This is a genomic window from Acidovorax sp. SUPP950 (assembly GCF_030158935.1).
In the GTDB taxonomy this organism is placed as follows: domain Bacteria; phylum Pseudomonadota; class Gammaproteobacteria; order Burkholderiales; family Burkholderiaceae_C; genus Paracidovorax.
Genome location: NZ_BQXE01000001.1, coordinates 30,537 through 53,694, shown reverse-complemented (window position 1 = coordinate 53,694; position 23,158 = coordinate 30,537). Strand labels below are relative to the sequence as shown.

At 62.3% G+C, this 23,158-nt stretch carries 21 protein-coding genes; 6 read left to right on the top strand and 15 right to left on the bottom strand.

Annotated features, from left to right (window positions below; all coding sequences use genetic code 11):
* Nucleotides 1-11 precede the first annotated feature (11 nt).
* From AVME950_RS00245 to AVME950_RS00230, 4 genes are read right to left on the bottom strand one after another with little or no spacing between them, the layout of a single operon-like run.
* Complete coding sequence (locus tag AVME950_RS00245) at nt 12-566, bottom strand: lytic transglycosylase domain-containing protein (RefSeq protein ID WP_284428286.1); 555 nt, start codon at nt 564-566, stop codon at nt 12-14.
* Nucleotides 563-1,459: a hypothetical protein gene (locus AVME950_RS00240; protein ID WP_284428285.1), complete on the bottom strand. Its 897-nt coding sequence runs from the start codon at nt 1,457-1,459 to the stop codon at nt 563-565. The genes AVME950_RS00245 and AVME950_RS00240 overlap by 4 nt, the downstream gene beginning before the upstream one ends.
* Before the next feature lie 10 nt (nt 1,460-1,469).
* The gene (locus AVME950_RS00235) at nt 1,470-2,039 is read right to left on the bottom strand and encodes a hypothetical protein (RefSeq protein ID WP_284428284.1); all 570 of its coding nucleotides are present in this window, start codon (nt 2,037-2,039) and stop codon (nt 1,470-1,472) included.
* A complete protein-coding gene (locus AVME950_RS00230; protein ID WP_502869340.1) occupies nt 2,036-2,800 on the bottom strand; it encodes a DsbC family protein in 765 nt (254 codons plus the stop codon). Before AVME950_RS00230 ends, AVME950_RS00235 begins: the two co-directional genes overlap by 4 nt.
* 78 nt (nt 2,801-2,878) lie before the next feature.
* Between AVME950_RS00230 and AVME950_RS00225 the strand changes: the two genes are divergently transcribed.
* Entirely contained in the window at nt 2,879-3,958 is a 1,080-nt protein-coding gene (locus tag AVME950_RS00225) for a tyrosine-type recombinase/integrase (protein ID WP_284428282.1), read from the top strand.
* 32 nt (nt 3,959-3,990) lie between these two features.
* Here the strand turns inward: AVME950_RS00225 and AVME950_RS00220 are convergent, their stop codons facing one another.
* From AVME950_RS00220 to imuA, 4 genes are all read right to left on the bottom strand, one after another.
* Complete coding sequence (locus AVME950_RS00220) at nt 3,991-4,641, bottom strand: hypothetical protein (protein ID WP_284428281.1); 651 nt, start codon at nt 4,639-4,641, stop codon at nt 3,991-3,993.
* A 111-nt stretch (nt 4,642-4,752) separates the two neighbouring features.
* On the bottom strand, nt 4,753-7,887 hold the full coding sequence (locus AVME950_RS00215; RefSeq protein WP_284428280.1) for an error-prone DNA polymerase: 3,135 nt from the start codon (nt 7,885-7,887) through the stop codon (nt 4,753-4,755).
* The gene (locus AVME950_RS00210) at nt 7,884-9,209 is read right to left on the bottom strand and encodes a Y-family DNA polymerase (RefSeq protein ID WP_284428279.1); all 1,326 of its coding nucleotides are present in this window, start codon (nt 9,207-9,209) and stop codon (nt 7,884-7,886) included. The genes AVME950_RS00215 and AVME950_RS00210 overlap by 4 nt, the downstream gene beginning before the upstream one ends.
* Nucleotides 9,169-9,933, bottom strand: coding sequence for a translesion DNA synthesis-associated protein ImuA (imuA, locus tag AVME950_RS00205; protein ID WP_284428278.1), 765 nt, complete (start codon nt 9,931-9,933; stop codon nt 9,169-9,171). Before imuA ends, AVME950_RS00210 begins: the two co-directional genes overlap by 41 nt.
* 217 nt (nt 9,934-10,150) lie before the next feature.
* On the opposite strand from imuA, the gene AVME950_RS00200 reads away from it, so the two are divergent.
* The 4 genes from AVME950_RS00200 (at nt 10,151) to AVME950_RS00185 (ending at nt 16,184) form a co-directional block, all read left to right on the top strand.
* Nucleotides 10,151-10,921, top strand: a complete 771-nt coding sequence (locus AVME950_RS00200) for a hypothetical protein (RefSeq protein WP_284428277.1) — start codon at nt 10,151-10,153, stop codon at nt 10,919-10,921.
* Between the two features lie 96 nt (nt 10,922-11,017).
* A complete protein-coding gene (locus tag AVME950_RS00195) occupies nt 11,018-11,404 on the top strand; it encodes a hypothetical protein (protein ID WP_284428276.1) in 387 nt (128 codons plus the stop codon).
* Between the two features lie 204 nt (nt 11,405-11,608).
* Nucleotides 11,609-12,247, top strand: a complete 639-nt coding sequence (locus tag AVME950_RS00190) for a DUF2026 family protein (protein ID WP_284428275.1) — start codon at nt 11,609-11,611, stop codon at nt 12,245-12,247.
* Between the two features lie 169 nt (nt 12,248-12,416).
* On the top strand, nt 12,417-16,184 hold the full coding sequence (locus AVME950_RS00185; protein WP_284428274.1) for a Cdc6/Cdc18 family protein: 3,768 nt from the start codon (nt 12,417-12,419) through the stop codon (nt 16,182-16,184).
* A gap of 387 nt (nt 16,185-16,571) precedes the next feature.
* Here the strand turns inward: AVME950_RS00185 and AVME950_RS00180 are convergent, their stop codons facing one another.
* From AVME950_RS00180 to AVME950_RS00165, 4 genes are all read right to left on the bottom strand, one after another.
* Complete coding sequence (locus tag AVME950_RS00180) at nt 16,572-17,270, bottom strand: SprT-like domain-containing protein (RefSeq protein ID WP_284428273.1); 699 nt, start codon at nt 17,268-17,270, stop codon at nt 16,572-16,574.
* Between the two features lie 114 nt (nt 17,271-17,384).
* Nucleotides 17,385-18,386 (bottom strand): TonB family protein, encoded by a 1,002-nt coding sequence (locus AVME950_RS00175; protein WP_284428272.1) that lies wholly within the window; start codon nt 18,384-18,386, stop codon nt 17,385-17,387.
* A 10-nt stretch (nt 18,387-18,396) separates the two neighbouring features.
* Nucleotides 18,397-18,891 carry a GNAT family N-acetyltransferase gene (locus AVME950_RS00170; protein ID WP_284428271.1) on the bottom strand — a complete coding sequence of 165 codons (495 nt, stop codon included), beginning with the start codon at nt 18,889-18,891 and terminating at the stop codon, nt 18,397-18,399.
* Entirely contained in the window at nt 18,888-19,166 is a 279-nt protein-coding gene (locus AVME950_RS00165) for a type II toxin-antitoxin system TacA family antitoxin (protein ID WP_284428270.1), read from the bottom strand. The genes AVME950_RS00170 and AVME950_RS00165 overlap by 4 nt, the downstream gene beginning before the upstream one ends.
* Before the next feature lie 272 nt (nt 19,167-19,438).
* Here AVME950_RS00165 and AVME950_RS00160 point away from each other — a divergent pair, with 272 nt between their 5' ends.
* A complete protein-coding gene (locus AVME950_RS00160) occupies nt 19,439-19,678 on the top strand; it encodes a hypothetical protein (RefSeq protein ID WP_284428269.1) in 240 nt (79 codons plus the stop codon).
* Here the strand turns inward: AVME950_RS00160 and AVME950_RS00155 are convergent, their stop codons facing one another.
* The 3 genes from AVME950_RS00155 to AVME950_RS00145 are packed head-to-tail and all read right to left on the bottom strand — an operon-like array spanning nt 19,679 to nt 23,154.
* On the bottom strand, nt 19,679-21,307 hold the full coding sequence (locus tag AVME950_RS00155) for a conjugal transfer protein TraG N-terminal domain-containing protein (RefSeq protein WP_284428268.1): 1,629 nt from the start codon (nt 21,305-21,307) through the stop codon (nt 19,679-19,681).
* Between the two features lie 12 nt (nt 21,308-21,319).
* Nucleotides 21,320-21,772: a hypothetical protein gene (locus AVME950_RS00150; protein ID WP_284428267.1), complete on the bottom strand. Its 453-nt coding sequence runs from the start codon at nt 21,770-21,772 to the stop codon at nt 21,320-21,322.
* The gene (locus AVME950_RS00145; RefSeq protein ID WP_284428266.1) at nt 21,769-23,154 is read right to left on the bottom strand and encodes an integrating conjugative element protein; all 1,386 of its coding nucleotides are present in this window, start codon (nt 23,152-23,154) and stop codon (nt 21,769-21,771) included. The genes AVME950_RS00150 and AVME950_RS00145 overlap by 4 nt, the downstream gene beginning before the upstream one ends.
* Nucleotides 23,155-23,158 lie beyond the last annotated feature (4 nt).

The following is a 23,158-nucleotide window of genomic DNA, read 5'->3' as shown; positions in this document are numbered from 1 at the left end:
CCTTGAGGCATTCATCGGGACGCGGACAGTGCTTCAGCGAGGGCGAACTCGCGGTACAGCGCCAGCACCTTCGGCACGTAGTCCTGCGTTTCGCGGTACGGGGGGATGCCGCCGTGTTTGCGCACCGCGCCCGGCCCGGCGTTGTAGGCCGCGAGGGCGAGATCCCACGCGCGGAACTCGAACCACATCTGACGCAGGTAGGCGGCGCCGGCCGCGAGAGCGAGCTCCGGGCGGTACAGGTTCTGTTCGGGCTGTTGCAGGCCCACGCCGGCGGCGGTGGAGGGCAGTACTTGGGTGAGGCCGCGTGCGTCCGCAGGCGACCGCGCCGCGGCGTTGTAGCCGCTCTCGACCGCGACCAACGCCTTGAGGAGCGCGGGCTCCAGGCCGTAGTGCCGGGCGATCGCGGTGATGGCGGGCTCGTGGCGCCAGTAGTCCTGCAGCATCCGCTGGCACGCCGCGGAGCGGCTGTGGCCGCGCAGACAGATTTCCGGGCCGGCGCTGGCGGCAGAGGCGCAGGCGCCGAGCAGGAGCGCCACCGCGGCGCGCAGAAGGAATGTGGCGGTCATAGGATGGTGAGCGCCACGAGTACGAGCGTCAGCGTGAGGCCCGCGACCACGGTGTGGCGCTTGAGGTCCACCACGGAAATCTGGCCGGCGCTGAAGCGCTGGAGCAAGCCCATCACGACGTAGGCCTCCACCAGCACGGATGCAACCACGCCCAGGGAGAGGAAGATGCCTCTGACGTTCGCCATCTGCTGTCCGGAGCCGCGCTCGAATCCGCGCTGGATGGATTCAGCCACCGGCACGCACACGCCGCCCGCATCCCGTACGCACGAACCGAAGGCCGGTTGCCAGCCCGATCCGCTGCCCGAACCGTTTCCGCTGCCGGTCCCGCCACCAGGTGCGGTCGGCGTGCTGCCATTGCGGCCGTTTGCGATGCGGTCGGCCATACCGCAGATGGTGGTGCCGTTGCTGTCAGCGAAGCCGGAGCAGCGGCCCGAGCGGAGCATCGTGCGGCAGTTCCCGATACCCAGTTGCACGCAGGCGAGCACCAGGTTGCCGTCGACCGGGCGGCCATCGAAGGCGCCCTGGGCCAGGAGGTCCTGCACCACGCGCGCTTGCAGCGCGTCCGTCGTCAGGGCCGACCACGCGTCGACCTGCTGCTGCAGCGTCTGGCGGCGGTACTCCTCGGGCGTCACGCCGGCGTAGCGGGCGATGTTGCCCTGGTTCATCTGCAGGACGCCGTAGCAGCACGAGCCGTTGAAGGCGGTCGTCTCGCCGTTGCTCTCCACGTTGATCGCAAGGTTCGCCACGGCAGTGGCGTTCTGCCGCAGCCACGGACTGGCGTTCGGCGAGCGCTCGATCGAGGCGATGATCTCTGCCGCGGTGGCGATGACGGCCAGCGCGACGATCGGCGCTAACGCCAAGGTGAGGGCCATGGCCCGGGAGATGCGTGGCATGGTCACCCAGTCAGCCGAGGCGCAGAGAGCGGCTGCAGGCCGGCACGACCTTGCCGAACTGGATCGCACGCAGGCGCAAGAGACTGTCGGTCGCATCGAAAGCGTATTCGATGCGGCTCTTGTCCCGCTGGGTGCCGAAAATCATGCAGTAGCCAGGGAGGTCGGCGACTTGGCGTCCTTGCATCGGCCAGGGCGTCACACGCAGACTGCACACCGAGTAGATGTCCGTTACCTGTGCGCCGTTCTCCGGATCCTCGCAGCGATCGGTTCCCGCCTTGCTGAACATCGAGAACACGACCCGGCGCCCCCCGCGCTGCACGTCGCCCACGAGGGCGAAAGCGGGAAGAGCCTGCCCGGAGGCGGACTTGCGCGTCGAGGTCAATTCCCTGCCCCAGATGCTCTGGAGCATCTGCCGGTCCGCTTCCGTGCCCGAGGATGGGAAGTTGCTGCTGTGGAACACCACTTCGCGCATCGGCGACCAGTTCACCTCGGTGATCTCCTGTGCACGAGCTTGGCCTGCAGCGAGCACCGCGGCCATGGCCGCGATGCAACTGGCGGAAAGGGCTGTCCAGGGCGTCATCGCTGGGCTCCGCTGGTCGTGGCCCGACCGCCTTTGTCGAGCTCGGCGAGGAATTGCTCTGGCGGAGTGGCCCCGACCAGGCGCTTGCCGTTGGCAAGCACGACGGTCGGCGTGTTGTTGATCTGGAAGCGCTCTCCGGTCCGGAGGATGTCCACCAGGCCGGCGGTGTCGCACGCTTCGGGAAGGCGCGGTCGGGCGCCTTCCATCATTGACTTCCAGGTTCGGGGGCGATCGCCCGAGCACCAAGCCATGCGCGCCAGGCTCTGGCTTTGCGGGCTGATGACCGGGAAAATGAAGCGGTAGACCGTCACGTTGTCGATCTGGTCGATGAACTTCGTGAATACGCGGCAGATGGGGCAGTTCGGATCCTCGAACACCGCGAACACCTGGCTTCCATCTCCGCGCACCTCTTTGATGGCGTGCTTCAGTGGCAGTTGCTCGAAGGGGATGGTCATGCGGCGATCGAGCTTTTCCGCAGTGAGGTCCCGCCGCTCGACGGTGTCGATGAGCGAACTTCCCACGAAACTGTAGCGACCAGTCTCATCGGTGTAGAAGAGCTCGTTGTCCGAGATCACCTCGTAGACGCCCTTGATCGGCGTGGAGTTGATTTGATCCACCCGCACTGTGCCGCCGGTATTGGCGGAGATGGCTGCCCTGAGTCGGGCGGCGATCTTTTCAGAGACCTCTGCAGCAGCGTTTTGCGCGGCCAGTACCACGATCGCGGCGACCGCAGCGCGGAGGAGTGACTTGGGCATGGGCATGGGCATGCGCCGGACTGTAGAAATTCGTCGCTTCTGTCGCTACCGGAAAACGTCGGTTGCAGAGAACACGGTTTCCGCTTGACGGCGGTTTTTTTGTTTGATCTACATTTAGAGGGTCGAGGGGTGCGTCTCGCCGGCGCCGTGGCCATGCTGCGGCGCGGGCCTGCCGCAGAGGTATTTATGAATGGTGGAATGCGCGAGCCGGGCGTCGAGACCCAAGGCCGCGGTGAAGGGTGGGACCCTCGATTCGATGACCTGATCATGCAGGCCGCAGCCGAGGAGGGTCTGGCGGACGACTCGCTGCGCTCCCTGCAGACCCAGTTGCGCTGCTTCAATGCATGGATGTTGGCCAGAGAAGGGCGTTCGTGGGATCGCGCGTCGGTAGATGACCTGAAGGCGTATTTCCAAGAGGCTCGCGAGCTTCGATCCGCGGCCACGGTGCGGGTAAAGCGTTGGGTCGTCCAGAGGCTCTATTGTTGGGCTCGGAACGAGGGGGTCGCGGACGTGTCTTTCGAGGCGGCATTGGTAGCAGCGCGCTCTACCCCGCCGATGCGCCTGACCACCGTGCCTTCTGTAGATCAAATGCGCCGCATCTTGGCATTGCCGGATACGGACACGCCAGACGGGGTGCGTGATCGCGCGGCGTTGGAGTTGTTATACGGCGCTGGGCTTCGCTCCGCCGAGCTCCTTGATCTTCACGTGGGACAGGTGCCCGATGCGCCGGGTATGCGCCTGATGGGAAAAGGCGCCAAGGAACGGCTGGTGGTCCTTGGGGAACATGCTCGACATTGGATTGCGCAATACAAAGGTGTACGTCGAACTCTCCTGAGTGCAGGGGGCCATCGTTCGACGTCTACCGATCGGCTTTTTGTCAGCACCGGAATTTACCCGGCCTATCAATACTCCCAATTGCGCAGAATGGTAGGGTGTTATGCCGCCAAGATTGGACTGCATCTCACCCCGCATTCACTGCGACACGCATTCGCAACGCATTTATATCAGCACAAGGCTCCTTTAAAAACCATTCAGTTGCTGCTAGGCCACGAACACTTATCTACCACTACGGTGTATGTATCCCGGAAATTTGAGGATGATCATCTTTTGCTCGATCTCCATCATCCGCGCAGCAAGAATCATCAAAAGTTCGCAAGGCGATAAAAAAAGATGATTTATAGGTCGACTCCAGGTTTCTAGCGAGCAGGCGGCTTATTCTTGTGTATCCAATCCCGCGCAACTCTTTCTGCATTTTCGATCGCGTCAAGCTCAGTTGCCGCATTGCCTAAATCACCGCCTAGCTTGCATATCGAAGAATCATCCATAAAACCGCTGGGCTTTGACGAAAAAACGCGAGCTTCACCGAACCAGCCGAATTGGTGCTGTCGCGCTCTTGCCGCGATGTAGCGTCCTTCCACCGGACCCGTGATCCGTTCCTTGGAGGCGACTTCATCCTGGAGAAGCACTATTTTTAAGTCGCTGACTACCAAATCGGAAATATCCTCCATCTTTGAGGTCTGCAGGATGTTTTGAGCATCTAGTATTGTTGGCCCCTCGTGGATATAAACCGCCTTTATTTTATTCTCAGCTGATAAATTGAGCTTGCCCTTGGCTTTTTTAATTATCTCTACAAACTGAAGATTTGCTCCGCCTGCACCATTTGCTGCCAGCGTTACGACAAATCCACCAATGTAATCTTTTGATTTCTTCAGATCCCTCATCAATAGGGGGGAGTAAAAAAAATCCCCATTGAATTGCACGCCACCTTGGATAAATTCTCCGAGCTCGGTCTCAAAAGTAAACGCTTGCGTTTCTCCAGGCGCATAGGTGAAATTAGTCGAATTCACAACTGTCTCCCTTGATTAATATAGGCGAACGAAAAGAAGTCAAAGAAGCTGTAAAATAACACTTCCATCAAAATTTCGCAACTTGGGGATAATCTCCAAAATTTTATTTAGTCATTTGAAATCCCTGCTCCTGATGTTTAGTGTGCTCAGCAAAGAACTGTGATCCACCAGACGACGAGCGATCAGGTTGCACACATCGCCTTGGCGTTGCCAGATGCCATAAACACCCAGCAGCTTCGCGTTCATCAGCACTTCACGCTGCGTGTCGCGTATGTGCGGCCACACAATGACTTGGACAGTACCTGTCTCGTCCTCGATCGACACGAAGATCGTGCCTTTCGCCGTACCAGGCTGCTGTCGAAGCGTAACCAGGCCACAGGCTGCAAGGCGAAACCCATCGCGCACGTTCGCCAGCTGCGCAGCCGTGTGGTAGCGCCCCAGCTGCGGCCGCAGCAGTGCCACAGGATGGCTTCTAAGGGTGAGGCCCAGGGCCGAGTAGTCATGCACCACCGCCTCGCCTTCCGGCGCTTCAGGCAACTCCAGGACGGCCTCGCCGATAGGTGCCTCGCGCAGCAGCGCCGGCGCGGCGTGCTGAGCGGCCGCGTCCCAGACTTGCTGGCGCCGATGCCCGGCCAGGCTGGCCAGGGCGTCGCCGCCCGCGAGGATGCGCAGGTTGGGCTGGTCCAGGTCCGCGCGCAGCGCGAGATCTTCGACATCGTGAAACGGCCGCTCCGCCCGTGCCACCTCGATGCGCTCCGCTGCAGCTTGGCCAAGTCCTTTAACCAGGCGGAGCCCGAGGCGTACGGCCGGCGCGTGCGGTAGATCCTCCAGGGTGCAGTCCCATCCGCTGTGCAGCACATCCGGGGCCCTCACGGTGACGCCGTGCCGGCGCGCATCCTGCACCAGCTGAGAGGGCGAATAGAACCCCATGGGTTGCGAGTTGAGGAGCGCGGCGAGGAATGCGGCCGGGTGGTGCCGCTTGATCCAGCTGCTCGCATAGACCAGCAGCGCGAAGCTGGCGGCGTGGCTCTCGGGGAAGCCGTATTCGCTGAACCCATGGACTTGCAGAAACACCCTCTCGGCGTACTCACGTTCATACCCTCGCGCCAACATGCCGTCCACGAGCTTCGCGTGGTACTTCTGCAGGCCGCCTTTCTTTTTCCAAGCTGCCATGGCGCGCCGCAGGCCATCCGCCTCGCCCGCAGAAAAGCCCGCGGCGACGATCGCCAACTGCATTACCTGCTCCTGAAACACTGGCACGCCGAGCGTGCGTCCCAGCACCTCGCGCAGCGCGTCGCTCGGATATGTCACCGGCACCAGGCCTTGCCGCCGGTCCAGGTACGGGTGCACCATGCCGCCCTGGATCGGGCCCGGGCGGACGATCGCGACCTGCACGACCAGGTCGTAGAAGCACTTGGGCCGCAGTCGCGGCAGCATGCTCATCTGCGCTCGGCTCTCGACCTGGAACACGCCGATGCTGTCGGCGCGACATAGCATCTCGTAGGTCGCGGGATCCTCTGCCGGGATGTCCTGCAGGTCCAGCGCATCGTCCAGGCCTCGGATCTGGCCGATCATCGCCAATGCCTTCCGGATCGCGGTCAGCATGCCGAGCGCGAGCACGTCGACCTTGAGCAGGCCGGCGGCGTCGAGGTCGTCCTTGTCCCACTGGATGACCGTGCGGTCCTCCATCGCCGCATTTTCGATCGGCACCATGCGGCACAGCGGCCCCTGCGTAAGTACGAAGCCACCCGGGTGCTGGCTCAGGTGTCGAGGGAAGCCGAGCAGCTGCTCGGTGAGCTCCAGCAACTGCCTCACGCGCAGATCTTGGGCATCCAGCTCTAGCGCCTGCAGCTGCTCGTCGCGCACCGACTCGTCCTCCCACCACTGATGATCCTTCGCCAAGGCTGAGACAGTGGCTTCATCGAAGCCCAAGGCCTTGCCGACGTCGCGCAGCGCCGACCGCGGGCGGTAGCTCGTGACCACAGCGGTCAGGGCCGCGCGCTCGCGACCGTACCTGCCATAAAGGTACTGGATCACTTCCTCGCGCCGGGCGTTCTCGAAGTCGATGTCGATGTCGGGCGGCTCGTTCCGTTCGCGCGAGAGAAACCGCTCGAAGAGCACGCTCATGCGCGCGGGATCCACCTCCGTGACATGCAGGCAGTAGCACACCGCGGAGTTCGCGGCCGACCCGCGCCCCTGGCACAGGATGCCGCGGCTGCGGGCGAAATCGACGATGTCGGCAACGGTCAGGAAGTAGTGCTCGTAGCGGAGGTCCTCGATGAGAGCGAGTTCGTGCTCAATGATCTCCTGCACCTTGGGTGGAATGCCGGCCGGCCAGCGCCGGGCAGCGCCTTCGTAGGTCAGGCAGCGCAGGTGCGATGCCGGCGTCTCACCCGGCGGCACGACCTCGGCGGGGTAGTTGTACCGGAGCTCGTCCAAGCTGAACTCGCAGCGCGCGGCGACCCGCAACGTCTCTTCGAGCAGCGCAGCTGGATAGGTTTGTGCCAGCCGCAACCGGGTCCGCAAATGTCGCTCCGCATTCGGCTGCAGATCCAGGCCGCAGTCGGCCAGAGGGCGTCCCAGCCGTACGGCGGTCATGGTGTCCTGGAGCGGCTTGCGGGAACGCACGTGGAAGTGCACGTCGCCGGTGGCCACCAGCGGCAACGCCGAGGCCTCGCCTGTGGCGCGTAGCCGTGCCAGCCATGCTTCGTCATCGATCTGGCGCAGCATTTCCACGCCGATCCAGCATCGCCCCATGAAGTGCCTGAGCAGCCATTGCGCGAGCGCCTGCAGCTGGCGCTCCTCGCTCATGCGCTCCGGAGAGCAGATGACGACGCAGCGCGCGAGGTCCTCGCCGGCGAGATCCCGTGCCGCGAGTTGGTAGGTGCCCTTCGGTGCGGCACGGCGCAAACGAGTGATGAAGGCGCACAGATTGCCGTAGCCCTCCAGGTCGCATGCGAGCACGGTCAGCGTGCAGGCCGGCATGCTGTGATCCGGCTCGACCTTGAACTGGGCTCCCATCAGCAGCTGCAGGCCGCATTGCTTCGCGGCCACGTGCGCGCGGACGATACCAGCCAGGCTGCATTCGTCGGTAAGCGCGAGGGCGGTGTAGCCCAGCTGGGCGGCGCGCTCGACGAGCTCGTGCGGGTGGCTCGCGCCCACCAGGAAGGAAAAGCTGCTCGCGCAACGCAGTTCCGCATAGGCGGGCACGCCGGCCGATCTGGTCGGGGTCTCGTCGTCGCTCATGCGAAATGACCGTGCAAAAACCAGTGGCCTGCCTCACCGGCGAGCCGTGTCTGAAACACCCAGAGCGCTGCACCGCGCTCCGTGAGCGCGATCCAGTAGTCCCGCGTCGTTACCCCAGGCTGGCCTCCGCCCGGGGAATCGCCGGGCAAGCCGCCAGTCCACCAGCCACCCTCGATCCGGTGGGGACCGGCCAAGAGGAGCAGCGGCCCCTGGTAGAGCGGCTGGCCAGTGCGCAGGGCCAGCCGAAGCGGCTCAGGCAACAGGAAAGTGGGTTGGGGCAGGGACGTGCATCTCGGCCGGGCCCGCGGGCCCAGTTCGCTGGCCGGGGCCCACCGCGACATTCGCTCAGGCCGATGGTCTTCCACGATTCGAGCCCGCAAAACGCTGGTCGGCCCCAGGCGCGCGGCAATGCGCTCCAGCGCCAGGCCGAGGCTCTTCGCAGAGACTCTGGTATCGGGCAACAAGGCGAGGCTCTCGATCGGCAGCGACACGATGTCGGCCTCGCCGACGGCAAGCTGCAGGTCGCCCACGGGGGCGGCCAGCGTCACGCGGGCCAGATGCTCGCCGAGCAGTCGCAACAAATGCTCGACCGAGCGTGTGGGCAGCGCGGTGCTGACCGTGAGGGCGCCGCCGGCGCCGGCATCTTTGCTGCGCATGGCGTCGTGGGCCCAGCCCAATGTGATGGCCGTGGCCCCGCATTGCCGCGCAGAAAGCCAGGCCGAGAGTTGGATGAGCAACCGTCGGGCGCCGAAGAGCATGGCGGGAGCCTGCTCGACCCGCTGCGGAAGCTCCAGCCGTGCGTCGAACCGCTCCGGAATCGTCAACCAGGTGTGTGATGCCGGGCGCAGTCCGTAGGCAATGTCCAGAGCATCCAGAAGCGGCGCACCGAACCGCCGCGCCACGCCGCCGCGGGGCAGGGCCCGCAGCGCTCCGAGGGAGCGACAGCCCAGGCTTTCGAGGGTTTGGGCGTGCGGCAGCGTGGCACCCAGCGTGTTCAGCTGCAGCGGGTCGAGGATCGCTCCCAACGGACGACCGAACCCGTTGCGCAGGCCCGCCCGAGCGAGCGCGAGGGCGCCAAGGCTGGTCGGCGCCCAGGCCGCATTCTCCACGCCGAGCGCACGCGCTTCATCACGAAGGCGCCGCACCAGCTGGCGCTTGCCACCGAAGAGGCGCGCGCTGCTTTCGATTTCGAAGACCACTGCCGGCCTGGCTGAAGCCGGTTCCGCTATGGCGACCCTTGGCGTGAACTGCAGGCACCACAGCCCGAGGCCAGCGAGAGTGCTAGACGCCGGCGCGGAGGGGAGCAGTGCGATCCACAGCATGGGAGGGTGTCCGACCGTTGGCCGGCAGCTGCGCGGTTCTGCGCGAGGCGATGAGAGCGGCCGGCCGGCGACTGCGCGCAGTCAAGATCGGCTCGATGGCAGGAGGCACCGTAGGTATGGTGAGGCGACCACCGACGCTACCGCGGCACTTGATCAGCTGCAGCTGGATCTCCCAGTCGAGCGCAGGCTCCAGCAATACCCGTAGCGGAGCCGCCGAGGGCTCGCGAGCCACCTCGGCAGGCCTCACCAGGAACACGGGCCCGTCGCAGCCCTGAGCACACACTTGGAGGCGACGAATCTGATCCGCCCGGGCTCGGGGCAACCAAGCCACGATCGCACCGGCGCTGCCGGCCCGGACCAACTGCTCCACGGTCCACAGCCTGTCGAGCGGTGTGTCCGCTGCGATCCAGGTGAGCCGGCATGCGTCGATGCCCAACTGCTGAATGCCCGCAGGGTGGGGTGGCATCGGAGGCCCTACCAACACCAGGTCCTCGCCCGTCGCGGCGACCGCAGCCAAGGCAGGACTGAGAAGGCGGAGCTCTGCCACCCCAGGCTGTGGTTGCAGCACTTCGATGACCTCTCGAAGAGGCCATCCACCACCCGGCAGGGCCGCGTCCAACACCGTGTGTCCTGTGGGAAGGGTTGCACCTTGAGCATCCGGCAGTTCCGTGGCTCGCCATACGCCGCGTGGGAGAAAGTCGAGTGTCAAGGTGTGCCTCTGCATGCGCTGAATACTGATAATTTATACAGTAGACCAGATTTACCGGATCTCGTGCCTCTGAAATGTGGAATCCTCCGACATCAGCCCATACGGAAGAGTTGCGTATTCATATTAATTACTACAACATACAACAACAAACAACATAAGGTCTGGCGGTGGGATGTCACTCAGAGTCGGTATTCGTGCAGCTACCATCAGAAGAAACGGCAGGAGGGAGAGCATGGGCGGGCAGACGAACACCCACGGGGCATCGATTACCGACGGAGGCTTTGCAAAATTGCTGGCCGTCGTGGAGGTCGAGAAGGAGCAGCGGGTCCGCTGCCTGCAGCCTGGTTGCAACCACACGGTGTACAAAGCAATCCACGTAGTGGACGAGCAGGGCGCTTTGCTGGTGCTAGGCTCCACCTGCTTTGCGAAGCGGTATGGGTCTCCCACGAAACTTGGCGATCCAGCGTATGGAACTGGCGGGGGGCGGGTGCTTACGAGCGAAGAGCGACAGATGCTGCAAGACAGCACTCGCTCGTTCATCGAGCGCTTCGAGCGGGAATACCTGGAGCAGAAGGCGGCTGCGCAGGCCAAGCTGCAATCGATGCGCTCCAGGCCATCGCCGGCCTACGCCAACTTTGCCTCCTGGCCTCACCCGCTGACGCGCCAGAAGCCGTTACCGGAGCCGGCCATGGCACCCGCCAGATCAGGGCCCTGGCCATGGATGAAACCCAGGACGTCGATGGCCTATTTCAAGCTCAAGGATGGCTCAGCATGGGTGCGCGTCGAACGCCACGATGGACAGCAGATGCTGGCACCGCTCCCGGCGTTTGAAGGGTGGGATGAGGCACTGCCGGCGTTGTTCGGGCCCGCGGACCTGGCGCACTCTGCCTATGTGGTGCCGGACATCAAGCGCGCAATCGAGTACCTTCGGGAGCGCGCCGACGTCACGCTGATCACAGGCGTCTGGAGAGACATTGCAGCGGAGTCTGCCAAGACCTTTTGATGCCGCCTCCGCGGGCAATGCTTGAGTGGCAGCGCTCCACTGCTGCCACGACGATCCGTTATCAAGATCTGTAGCAACCACTGCACATTCCCATTCGTGAATATGGTCCACCAAAGCCCTGCGCTGCGCGCCAAGATTGCCAAGACCCGAGCTGGCGCAAGTTCGGATTTACCGCTCATCCGCAGTGCTGCCCGGGTCGTGCAGGCGTGGGTTGCAGATGACGGCAGCCTCGCCTCGGCATTGGCCGAGATGAAGGCGACGCATGGCTCAAATTGGTCTCTCACGACGGCGCTGCAGGTTTTGTCCGGACGACGCGGCCAGTTCGCTGCGGAGTGCGGCCTGCCAGACGAGCGAGCGGAGCTATTTCTCGCCCACCTTGTAGCGAAATCGACCTGCAGTGGAGCGGGCTTGGGTGCCGTCTCGCAGCCCACGCAGGAAGAGTTCGCGCAACTGAAAAAACTGGTGGCCAGCCGTTTCCTGTAAGCGGGCGTCGAGGTGGCGATGAGAACCAGCGCGACGCCCTTGAGTGGGCGCCAGTTCATGCGGACGCTCCCAGAGATCGAGATCTGGCCGAATTGTTAGGCAGCCCACAGTGGCAGCTCTTTTGCATAAATTGGCATGAGCTCAAGCGGGCTCCAATCTCAACCTTAGTTAACACATCGGCACACGCAACCTGAAATGGATCCTATGAAATCAAAACCACTCATCCCCCTGCTGGACTACCTGCGCATCCACAGCGTCATCAGGTCTGTGCTCGACAGTGTCGATGCACATACACCCCATGCGTGCATTTTCTTCAGCGTCGCCGGTGCCGCCATCCTTCAGGAGTTCTACAAGAAGGATGCCAGGCCAGTCGCCGGAGCTGCGTTCCTGCTTCTCGACGAACAACAGCGCAATGCCATGTCGTTCGCGACCCTGGCACATGGACAGGTTCAGAGCACGGACACATCATTCCACGCGCTGGTGCTTTGCGATGGCTATGCCATTGACTTCATGGCACCGCTCTTCCCGGAAACCTGTAAAGCCGCCGGGCACCCGTTCATTGCGCAGCGGCGTATGTTCCAGAAACGATGGGCCGATATGGCTCCGAGTCATGAGCACTTGGACCGCGCAGGTGACTTCCACTTCGTCCCCAATCCTGAGTTGACCGCTGACCTGCTGCAGTCATTCTTCAAGAAGCCCGCCAGTGGGGATCTCGTCAACGTCTGCCTGCACTGGTTCAGCAAGCCACCGAAATCAATTCTTCCTGAGTTGAATATGCAGAACGACTTGGGAGAAATCACCCGGATCCGCCTGCAGAACAGCGTGGTATCCGGCGTATGGTGATCTGGCCCCTGTGAGTAGGATCCTGCCGCCAGCACAGAGGCTGTGCGTCGCCGAGGCGGTCTGTTTGATTGGATGCAGCTTTCTGGCACAGTGCCGTACCTACGCTGCCGGTCAACGTAGGCAAAGATCGCTCATGCTCTACGCCTGTTGCCCGAACGAGACTTAGGCTATGAGATCCAGCATTTTCACGCCCGACCTGGGCAAACTCGCTAAGCTTGGAACGCTTGACGCCACAAGGCTTTTCAGGGACTTGCTTTGGTGCGAATCCGCCAGGCTCGGCCTTAGAACCATCTTCGTGTCCGAGGAGACATCTACCTCGGACGGTGGCATCGACGCTAAGGCGGAGTTGCCCATCGACGCGATGAACGGGGTCAAAAGCTCTTTTCACTTCCAAATCAAATCCGGCAAGACATTTAGGCCTTGGCAGCCGAGGGCCGTCGCCAACGAACTCTTCGGTGCATTGACCGCCAAGCCGAAAAAGGCGTCGCTGGGCGGGGCAGTGCGGCACTGCATGGACACCGGAGGCGTCTACGTGGTAGTCGTTCCAGGCCACGACCTCTTGCCGATGCAGCACACCGAGGCGATCAAGCTTTTTACCGACGCGTTCAAAGCGTGCGGCTATCGCGCGCCGAACGTCGAAGTCTGGGGAGTGAGCCAGCTCGCCCAGATGATGCAACCGCATCCGTCGCTATGCCTGGACTTCAATGGGCTCGCCGACGTACGTTTGCAAACCGTCGATTCGTGGGCGACCAACAGCGACATGGCGCCAGAGTTGGTCGTCGGAGCGGCGCAGAAGACTTTCATGTCCGATCTAGCAGGGCTGCTGCGTAATGAGGAGATACGTCACGTCCGGGTCGTGGGCGAGCCAGGCGTCGGCAAGACGCGCATGGTCTTGGAGGCCCTGCGCTCGGACCGCTCGCTTTCACCGCAGACGATCTACGTGCCTCAGTCCAGGGGGTTCTTAAATAGTCGCCTCTTGTTCGAGCTACTAAAACACGATCGCGAATACTGGGCCGTCCTAGTGATCGACGAGTGTGACCAATTAGACCGCTCTCAAATCTTCAGACTTCTCAAGTCTCGGCCTCGCGTCAAACTTTTGACCATCGATCATGGCGAGGAGCAGAGCGACGACGACGCCATGAAGACGCTGGCCTATCCACCATTGGACGACGCCGCGATCGGAACAATCCTCGCGGGATACATCGGCAAGGCTGAGGTCGGGCGCTGGGTCGAGTGGTGTGAAGGCTCCGCGCGCGTGGCGCACGCCGTCGGCGACAATTTGAAGCGCAATCCCGGTGACATCTTGGCGCCGCCCGCGTCCGTTCCCATCTGGGAGCGCTTCATTCTAGGCTACAAGGAATCGGGGACGGCTTCGTCGGATCGCCTGCTCGCGGTCGCCACGCACATCGCACTGTTCAGGCGCTTCGGGTTTCGCAAGCCCGTCGACGCAGAAGGAAAATTCATCGCGGCGCTGGCGGCGAAGGCAGATCCGAAGATCACGTCGTCGCGATTTAATCAAGACGTGTCCAAGTTCCGAGCCCGCCGCGTCCTGCAAGGCGGGCACACCTTGCGCTTCGTCCCCAAGGCGCTGCATGTGCACCTTTGGCGCGAATGGTGGCAGATCCACGGCGTCGACGCCGACTTGGCCAGGATGCTCGAATCGCTGCCGCCTACCCTTCACCGGTGGTTCGTCGACATGCTCGACTACGCCAATGGATCGCCGGACGCGCGTGAGGCGATCGAAGCCGCGCTGGTTAAACCCGACGGCCCCTTCTCCAAAAAGAGTTTCATCCGGTCTGAAACGGGCGGGCGCTTCTTGGCGACCCTTGCAGCCTCGTCTCCTGCCTCCACACTCGCGCTGTTGGAGCGCACGGTCGGGCTGTGGCGGCCCGAGGAGTTGAAAGAGTGGATCGAAGGCCGAGGTGACGTATGCAGGGCCCTTTCCACGCTGGGGTTCTGGCATGACCACTTCGATTCGGCCGCCACGCTGCTGACGAGACTGGCGAAGCATGCCCAAAAGGGTACGACCAACGACGCTCGGCGGTGCCTCGAGGAGATGTTCCACCTTGGCGGCGGCCGGACCCAAGCGCCTCCTGAGGAACGACTGGCGTTCATAGCGCAACTGCTGGGCAGCAAGTCTTCGTGGAAGCATGACCTCGGCCTCGACCTTCTCGCCGCGACGCTGAAAAGCGTTGGAGCATGGAACGGCGATCGATTGACTCGGGGCATGCTTCCAAGCGTCTCAAACTGGCGCGCCAAGTCCGACGGAGAGCTGTTCGCCGCGTGGCGCGCGGGCATGGTGCTGCTGCGTGGTAGTGAGCGCCCCAATGACGCGGCTTGGCAATCTCGGATCTCCGGCTTGCTCATCGATCTCGCTCTCGGGTGGATTCACATGGAGGCGCTGGTTGACGACTGTTTGGAGATTTTGGAAGCGATTCCCTCTATGCCCCATCACAACGCCGGGAAGCTAGCTTCGAAACTCGTCTCGCATTTGAAGTATCGGTTGAAGAAGGGGCCTGTTTCCACGGTCACAAGGCTCCACGCAGTTCTCGAATCCTTAGGCCAGGGCCCGTTCGCAAAGCGGTTCGCACGGTACGTCGAGTTCGAGACTAGCGACGAGGACTGGGAGTCGATCGGCGAGGAAATCGTCGATGTCACTCTGCCAGAAAGGCGCGTCTCGGACTTGGTGGACGAGTTTCTAGTCGACGAGAAGCTGCGCGACGCTCATCTCGAAGAAGTCTTTGCATCCAACGGCCGCCGAATCTCTATCTTCGCCAGGCTTCTCGCCTCGAAGGCAACGCCCGATCAGCGCCGGGAATTTTTCGATCGATGCGTCGAACTCGGCAAAAAGGCCGGCCCTTGCTTCCTGTCGAGCTTTCTTCTGGCGACAAAAACCATCGACACGGCCGAGTGGGAGTCGTTCGCCACGCGTTTGCTTGCGGGTGCAAGGCCTGCTGCATGGCGCGTCGACGCCGTTATGTCTTCTGGCTTCTCCGCGCCTGTGGTCGACGTACTCGAGCGCTTCGCAAGCGAGTTCGACGAAGACCTTCACGTCTTCAAGCAGCTCGGCTACGGCTTCGCTCAACAGCAGCTTTCGGCGGGCGAGATCGAGCGCATTCTTTACGCGTTGATGCGCAATCCTTCGAAGGCGGCGGCGGTCGTCGCAATGGAGATCGCGTCGTATTGGTTCGGCGGCGAGAACAAGCACGTTCTGCCCGAGCGGTTGCATTTCAAGCTGCTCTTCAACAAGCGGATGCTGCGCACGAAGGACTGGGACACCATGGAGTCTCACCACTGGGGCAAACTCGCCAAGTCGTTCCGTCGCAACTACCCTGCGAGAGATTTGGAAGTCGTTCGTGAGGCAATGGGCTTTAGGAGATCTATCGGCCGTGTAGACACTCGGACGAGCCTTTTCAAGCTGGTGGGCGAAGTGTGCGCGGCGCACCCTAAGCAGGCTTGGCCGATCGTGAGCGAGGCCCTTGACGACGAGCGTAGCTTGGACGGCGTCAGCTACTGGCTAGGTGGCGACGGCGAGCTTGGCACGTGGGCGAACAATATTGACGGCGTCTCGCCGCCCATCGCAACATTCAATCCCGCGGACGTATTTGCCTGGATTGACATGGATGTTAAGAAGCGCGCGCCCATCATCGCCGACTGCTTGCCGCGAACCTTTGATGGCCGAGCGGGCGAGCTAACTTTCGGCTTCGCCAGCCGCTACACCGCCAAGGACGAGGTGGCAGACAGGTTGACCTCTCGCTTCTTCATGGGGGCGCGATCAGGGAGGGCTACCGAGTGGCTTTCGGCGCAGCGCGAGGAAGCTCTCGCAGCAGCGTCGAAGACGGACTCGGAAGCAGTTCGCAAGTGGATACGGAAGTATGTTGCGACCATTTCAAGCGAGATCGAGCGCAACCACATTAATGAAGAGCGCCGGATGTGACGCTCGACCGACGCACCTCGTCCGTCGACGCCCCTTTAGTAGCGGCAGGTGTATTCAGGGCGTAGTAACACGCGCGGGCGATGTTGTTGGCAGATGGGCGCTTGTCCGAGTCCCGGAACACCTCTGGGAGTACGACGCGTGCTGGGTCACCAAAGCGCTGAGGCCAGGAGACTCTGGGGGGCTTTGGAACAACGAGCACGGCGCGGCAGTCGGCCTGCTGATCGGTGTCTCCAGAATCGTCTACAGGAATCCGAATACCGGGGCCGTTTCATCGAAGATCAGCTTTTTTGCGGCGCATGAGAGGGAAGTCATGGACGCACTGGGGGCTGGCCTACCGTGAAGGGCCGACTGGGATCACTGGCTGGAACGGGCCTGCGGGTACGCGTCTCACTTAGTCAGGCAACGTCTCAATAATTTGAGAATCCGACAAGAAGCACTGCGCACAGGCCGCACAACGCCCGCGAGCGCAGGAGCGGTTTCCATCGGCGGCCTGGAGCCGGCCAGGCCAGAGAGATGGGACGCAGCGGCCACTTGCTGACCGAAGCGCACGTGGTCCTCAGCTGGAAAGCGGTCGTACCAGCTCAGCTGAAAACTGGAGGTCAGCAACTCGCTGCAGACCTCTAGAAACCGGCCACCCGCCAGGGCGTAATCGGCCATCATGTCGCCCGTGCGCTTCCCGCCTGGCTGGCCAGTCGAGGAGGGCATGAGGCCCACGTCCTCCATCTTGGCGGCCCACTCCTCGTTGTGGTACCGCCCGCGGCCCGGCGTTCGAAAGTGGTGCTGCCACAAATGGCACATCTCATGGACCATCGTCTGCATGGTCTCGATGAGCGGCACGGCAGCAAAGTACGTCGGGTTCATCGCGATCTCATCGGTCGTGCCCCCGTCGAGCGGGGCGAACCGAGCGGCCGAGAAATACCCGCAGGTGCGTTTTTCCCGCTGCAGGGTGATCAGGCACCCAGGCAGCTGACCACCGAAAAGCCGCGCATTGAAGTGGTCATAGGCCTGTTGGAGCTCCGAATAGGTGACCCGGGTCGGCGCAGCGCACACCGCGGCAAAGAAGGTCGGCTTGAGGACGGCGTTCATATGCGAGGCTCAAGGACGGGAAGCAATGGACCATGGCAACAGCGTGCGAATACCTGAGTTTCCATAAGAAAGACCCGCAGGAAAAGCTTGGAAAAATCGATTTCGCAGGAGCATTTACTCTGAAATAAACCCAATGGCAAGAGAGTCAGGTACATATCCTCCTAGATCGCGTGGCACGCGATTTGTCCTGTCTACGGCATTTAAAACAGCCTCATCCCAATTTTTGTTATTGCTTGACTTAGTTAAGCGCTTATCTAAAATTTGACCGTCTGCGGCGAGGAGCAGTTCAATTACGGTGATTAGCCCGCTTGGAGACGTATTGTAGTATATGAAACGAGATTTTATTTTTGCTAGTACCCTAGCCTCATAGCTCTGCACTGTTTCATCTTCTCTAAAGCCGGAAATGGCAACGGCGTAAACTTTATTCTTTTCGATGTATACAAACGCTTTTCGTGGAATCTGACCATATGAATTCGCGGGAAGACGGATACCATTCAGAGCGCGAGCAATAGCTCTGTCCCAACTACCGTTTCCGCTAGACCGCGTCATATAATTGTCGCCAATAACGCCATCAGGAAGTATTTCAATATAAAACGCACCAAGAGTAGACAATGCTTGCTCAGCAACTCCCTTCTCTATTAGATGGGACTTTATCACTTGAGAAGAGTTAATTGCCCATTCGCTCGGCTTCTCAATCAAGCTATCCAGCGAAAAATTAACTGGCACTGTAAACCAAATGTCTTTATCCTGATCGTTAATTGCAGACGATTTAAAATTCCAACCCTTTATCGCCTCAACTGCTGAATTATCTAGTCGATCAAATCCGCTGGATTTTCCAACTCTGGCGTCTAATACATTGCCGCGGCTAGTGGCTAGCACCATCACTTCCACTCGACCTTGCTCCGCCAACTTCTTCGAAAATGAAGGATACTGCGGAGGGGTATTTCTCGCAGCAGTTACTACATCTCCTTCGCTCGATTTGATATCGCTTGTTGAAGCGAGCTCAGCCGAAGCACATGAAATTATCAAAAAGTAAAATGATAGAAGTTGGAGGTGTCGGCAGATCAAGCGCATAAATTTTTCTGCGAGGTAGAGAGATCGTTTGTGATCCAGCACGACGCACGAACTAGCGAACGGTCGCAAGCGGCAGGAACAGGGTGAGAGGCGCGTCGACCAGCGCGATGAAACCGTGATGCGCGTAGAACGCTGCAGCCTGGTCGTCCTTGGCGTCCACCACCAGGACCGCTGCGGGAATCTCGGCGCCGGCGGCACGGCGCAGTGCGTCGATCAACAACGCGCCGCCCAGGCCCTTACCCTTGAACTCGACGTCGACCGCGAGCCGGCCCATGCGAACCGCGGGAACTGAGGCATAGCGCGGCAACTTCCGCCTCACGTCGTCGGACAGCCTATCCAGCGGTATGCCCGCGGCCGCGAGCGTGTAGTAGCCAACGATGCGCCGTGCATCGTCCACCGCGACGAAGCATGCGGCGACACGCCGGCGGATGTCCTGGGACACCTGCTCGCGCAAATAGCGATCGAGAGCCGGGACGCCCGAAGAGAACTGGCTCCGGTCGTGGGCTGCGCCATCGAGCAACGCCACATGGAATGGAGCCCGGCTCATTCCGGGCGCAGCAGCTTGCCGTGGCGCGCCATAGCGCGCTTGAGCGCCGGAGCAGGCTTCGGCGGGTCGAGCAGCGCATCGGCGAAGCGCTGCTGATCCTCGAGGGACAGGCGGATGACTTCCGACTCCTCGATGGCGCGCTGTGCTGCGGCTTGGAGCGACGTGATCATGAAGTCGGTCAGGGACCGGCCCTGGAGTTCTGCCGCACGCTTGATCAGCTCTTGCAGGGCAGGGGAGACCCGGGCTTCCAGCCGGGCGGATGGAGCGATGGCCATAGTGTGTACCTCCTGCGAAAATTGTACGGCAATCTGCCGGAAGGCGGGCTGCGTGAGTGGTCTCGGGGTCGGGCCGAGCTTTACACCCAGCGGGGCACTCGCTACGATCTGTCAACCGGCATCTCGCAGACGTGATGTCCGGCTTGGACGACCAGGTGCCATGATCTACCTGGCAAACGCGGTGCCAACCGCGTGGTGCGTTTCGGTTTGGGCTGTTTTTTCGGCAGCCGCCCGATCGCGCATGTGATCGGACGATCTGTGGGAGGATCAACATGCTCGAATTTCTTTTTCGCCTGGTCGTAGAGACCATCAAGTTTGCTTTCCGGATTCTGATGATCTTGGGGGGTGCGCTTGTGCCGGCGCTTGGTAGCGCAGCACATGCATTCGCACGAACCGAAGAAGACGGCAGCGAAGGTATGGTTTTCACTGCGAACGATGCTGATCGAGCCTTTTTTAGCGGCGAAATTGACGCTTTCGAGCGCCGAGCCTACCGAGACAGACTCGGGGACTGATCACTTCCGACCCCTGGGGATTGACTTTGATGCGCTGCCCGCCGAGACAGCCATCTTTCCTGATTGCGACAGCAATTCACCGTCCATTCCGATCCGATATCCCATCCAGCCCAGGATCGCAGACCACATCAGCGGCAATCCAACAAACATCAGCATCAGCAGGGTGTTCAACAACATCCGCTTGTAGATCTGCGGCTGGCCAGAACTGAAGCTCTGCGTGATCTCCTGCATCATTGCTGAGCCGCTGAACCCGGGGTACATCGCATCGATGAGGTGGGCATCGATCCAGCGCGCGACGAACCAGAGCACCGACCAGAACTTCACCGTGAAGATTGCGAGGGTGCCGTAGAAGGCCACCTTGAGGTCGTAGCCGCTCAGGAAGATGATCATCGGCAGGAACATGTAGAGGGCCATGAGCACCAGGGCCTGGACCATGGGCAGCGCATTCAAAAGCGGGACCATGGCGAGCGAGGCGTCCAGCGCTTTGTTGGCGACGCCCCATGTGCTGATCGCTCCGGTCACGGTCCGCCATGTGTTGGTGCCCACACCATACTCGTCACCCATGATCCGCTCCGGGCTCACGAACACCGGATTGGCCTTCTCGAAGCCGAGCCGGGCCACGCTGTCCTTGGCCTCATCCGCCGACTTGAACGAGAGCGTGTTCTGGACCTTCTGCGAGAGGCCTCGCCAGGCCGAGGTGTTGGAGATGAGCTTCTCGCGCAGGCCCATCGTGCCCGATTCCCACCACTCCTTGCAGGTGGGGCGGCCCCAGTCCGGATTCTGGTATCCCGCCTCGGGCGTGCCTTCCGGCGCCGGCGTCTGGATGTAGTCCGTGTCCCGGGCGAAATCGATCGGCCAGCCCGGCACCGGGTTGTAGGAGCGGATGGTGCCGTAGAAGCCCTTCTCGGTGCGGAAGAACTGGCTCCCTACCCAATCGACGTCAGTGGGCCCGTAGCTGCTCCCCTCGGCGAGGATGGCCTTGCCGGCCGTGGAGATCGTCGCCTTGTCCATGGCCAGGTACTGGCTGCGCGCGGGGATGAAGCACTCCGAGTAGAAGCGCTGCAGATCGTGCAGCAGGCCCGGGTCCTCGATCGTCGCCATGCGGGCCATGTCTTCGATGACGCGGATGTCTCGCGAGGAACTGCTCAAGCCGGCGCGGAACGCGCTGTTGATGCCCGACGAGATCCCCATGACCGCGTACCACCAGGCCGGAACGTAGGAGAGATTGCCCGCCTTGCTGAACGCTCCCGAGACCGCATCGGCCATCGCGACGTCGTAGCTCGAGCGCGTGCCGCTCTTGAGCGACACCGGCTGCGGCTCGCTGTTGTCGAGCGATCGCGTGGGGGTGTAGCTCAGGTTGACGTTGTGCAGCGAGGTGATAGGCGTGGTGGCGAAGCAGACGGTCATCACGAAGAGCGCGGTGTACAGGCGCGTCTGCACCGACTCCAGCAGCCCGAGCACGCCATGGAAGCCTTGACCTTGCTCCTTGGCTTCACGCCAGGCGTTGAAGACGATGAGGGCGAAGGGCAGGGCGGCCAGACCCGTGCCGGTAACGATCTCGCCCATGATGTTGGCGAATGCCCACCCGTACATGGTGGTGAAGAGCTCCAGATAGCTGTCGAGCTGCATGATGGATTCCGATCAGGACTGCGGGACCGCCAGGACCATGGCCACGGCCTGAAGCAGGCGTGAAGGCCCGATGGGCACGGCAACCAGGTAGAGCGCCAGAAACAGCGCGGTGTGCCAACGCAGGGCCAGCACGCGGCGAAGCTCCCGCTTCGAAACGACCCCGCGGCGGCGGCCGATGAGCACCAGAAACCGCCACTGGATCACGATCCAGGCGCACACGGCGACCTGTACCAGCACGCCCACGTGAGCGGCGCCACGCAGCGCCCGCTGCAGGCGGATGAACACTTCCGGCGGCATGGAGAGCAGGGCCGCCATCACCAGCGCACCGAGCCCGAGGAGCACGAGGCCGTAGAGGGCCCATACCAGCCACCGCCGGGCGCGGCCGCGGGCGGGTGACCGGGCGTCGTCGGACGCCCCGCCGGACACCTCGGGGTCTGCAGGGCGCGGTAGCTGGTCGGCGCTCATTGCTTGGGCGCCTCGACGCGGCCGTCAAAGACGGGCGCCAGATCCGCCCGCGAGCCGCCCGTCACCGCGTTGGAGGAGGCGCCGGCCGCCAGCTGGTTCTGCATGATCGCGAGAGCCGTCTCACCGGTCATTTCCTTGCGGATCCGGAACTCGTACATCAGGTCATTGATGTACTGGGTCAGCCGGTCGATCTTGGTCTGGACCTCGCTGTTGACCTGGCCATTGGCGGTCGCCTGGGGCAGGCTCAGGCCGGAAATCAGTGCGTTGCGCGCTACGAGGGCCTTGTCGATCACCTTGTGCATGGCGATCTCCTGCGAGAGCCGGTTCACGGCAACAGACCGCACGTCGGGAGGCAGCTTGCGCATCGCATCCATGAGCTGCGGGCTCAAGGCCATCCCTGGGGCACTGATCTTGACCAGGTCGGCCTGGCTGAAGGTGTTCGCCGTTGAGAGCGTGCGCATCGTCGGCAGCAAGGTGTCGAGCTCCTGCTCGAACTTCGGCCCCAGGCCGGTGGCCGTCACCGTTGCCGTGGCGGTCGGGCAGCTGGCGTCCTGCGTACACAGATAGATCTTCTGATCGCCCAGGACCTCGGTGCTCCACCTCGCCAGGTCGTCCGGCGTCTTGAATGCCTGGACCAGGCGCGTGGACGCGAGGGAGGAACTGCCGTAGTTGGCGGTGGAGAGCGTGCTAGCCGTCTTGTTGATGGTCAGGTTGTAGCCGGCCACGGCCAGGTCACGCACCGGCTGGATCGGCGCGGTACCGGCGCCGCCGGCCCGGGTGCCGAACACCCAGGGCAAACCCGCGCGCTGCGCGACCTCGTTCTTGTTGATGTTGATCTTGGCGTCAACGACATTGCCACCAGTTGAGGCGGCGATCTTCCAGGCATCCCCCTTGGCCAGCGCCACATAGTCCTCGTACGGATCCTTGCCGGCCTTGATGAGCGCCTCCATGTCCTCGCATGACTTGAGCGAGGACGCGACCAGCAGATCGGCTTTCTGCGAGAAATTCTGGAACAGCTGGTACAGCCCGGGCTGGGCCCGCTGCAGGAAGTAGAGCGGCAGTGCTGCGATGCCCGCCTGGATCGCTCCGGAGATGGTGGCGCCCAGATTGGAAATGCCGTTCATGAGCGATGACCACGACGCACCGATGTCGAACCGGCCGCACGAGTAGTTGGCCCGAACTCCCGCGCTGAACTGGTTCGCCATCATGCCGCGGTTGGACGCGGCGCCGCCGGGAGATCCGCCACCCATGCGGTAGTAGAGGCTGGACGAAGAGACGGGCTGCGCGGCCGCTGGTACCGCGACGGCGAGCAGCGCGGCGGCGGTGCATGCTGCGACGAGCACCGGGCGCGGGCGAAGCCGCCGCAGGAAGAGAGGTGACATGTCG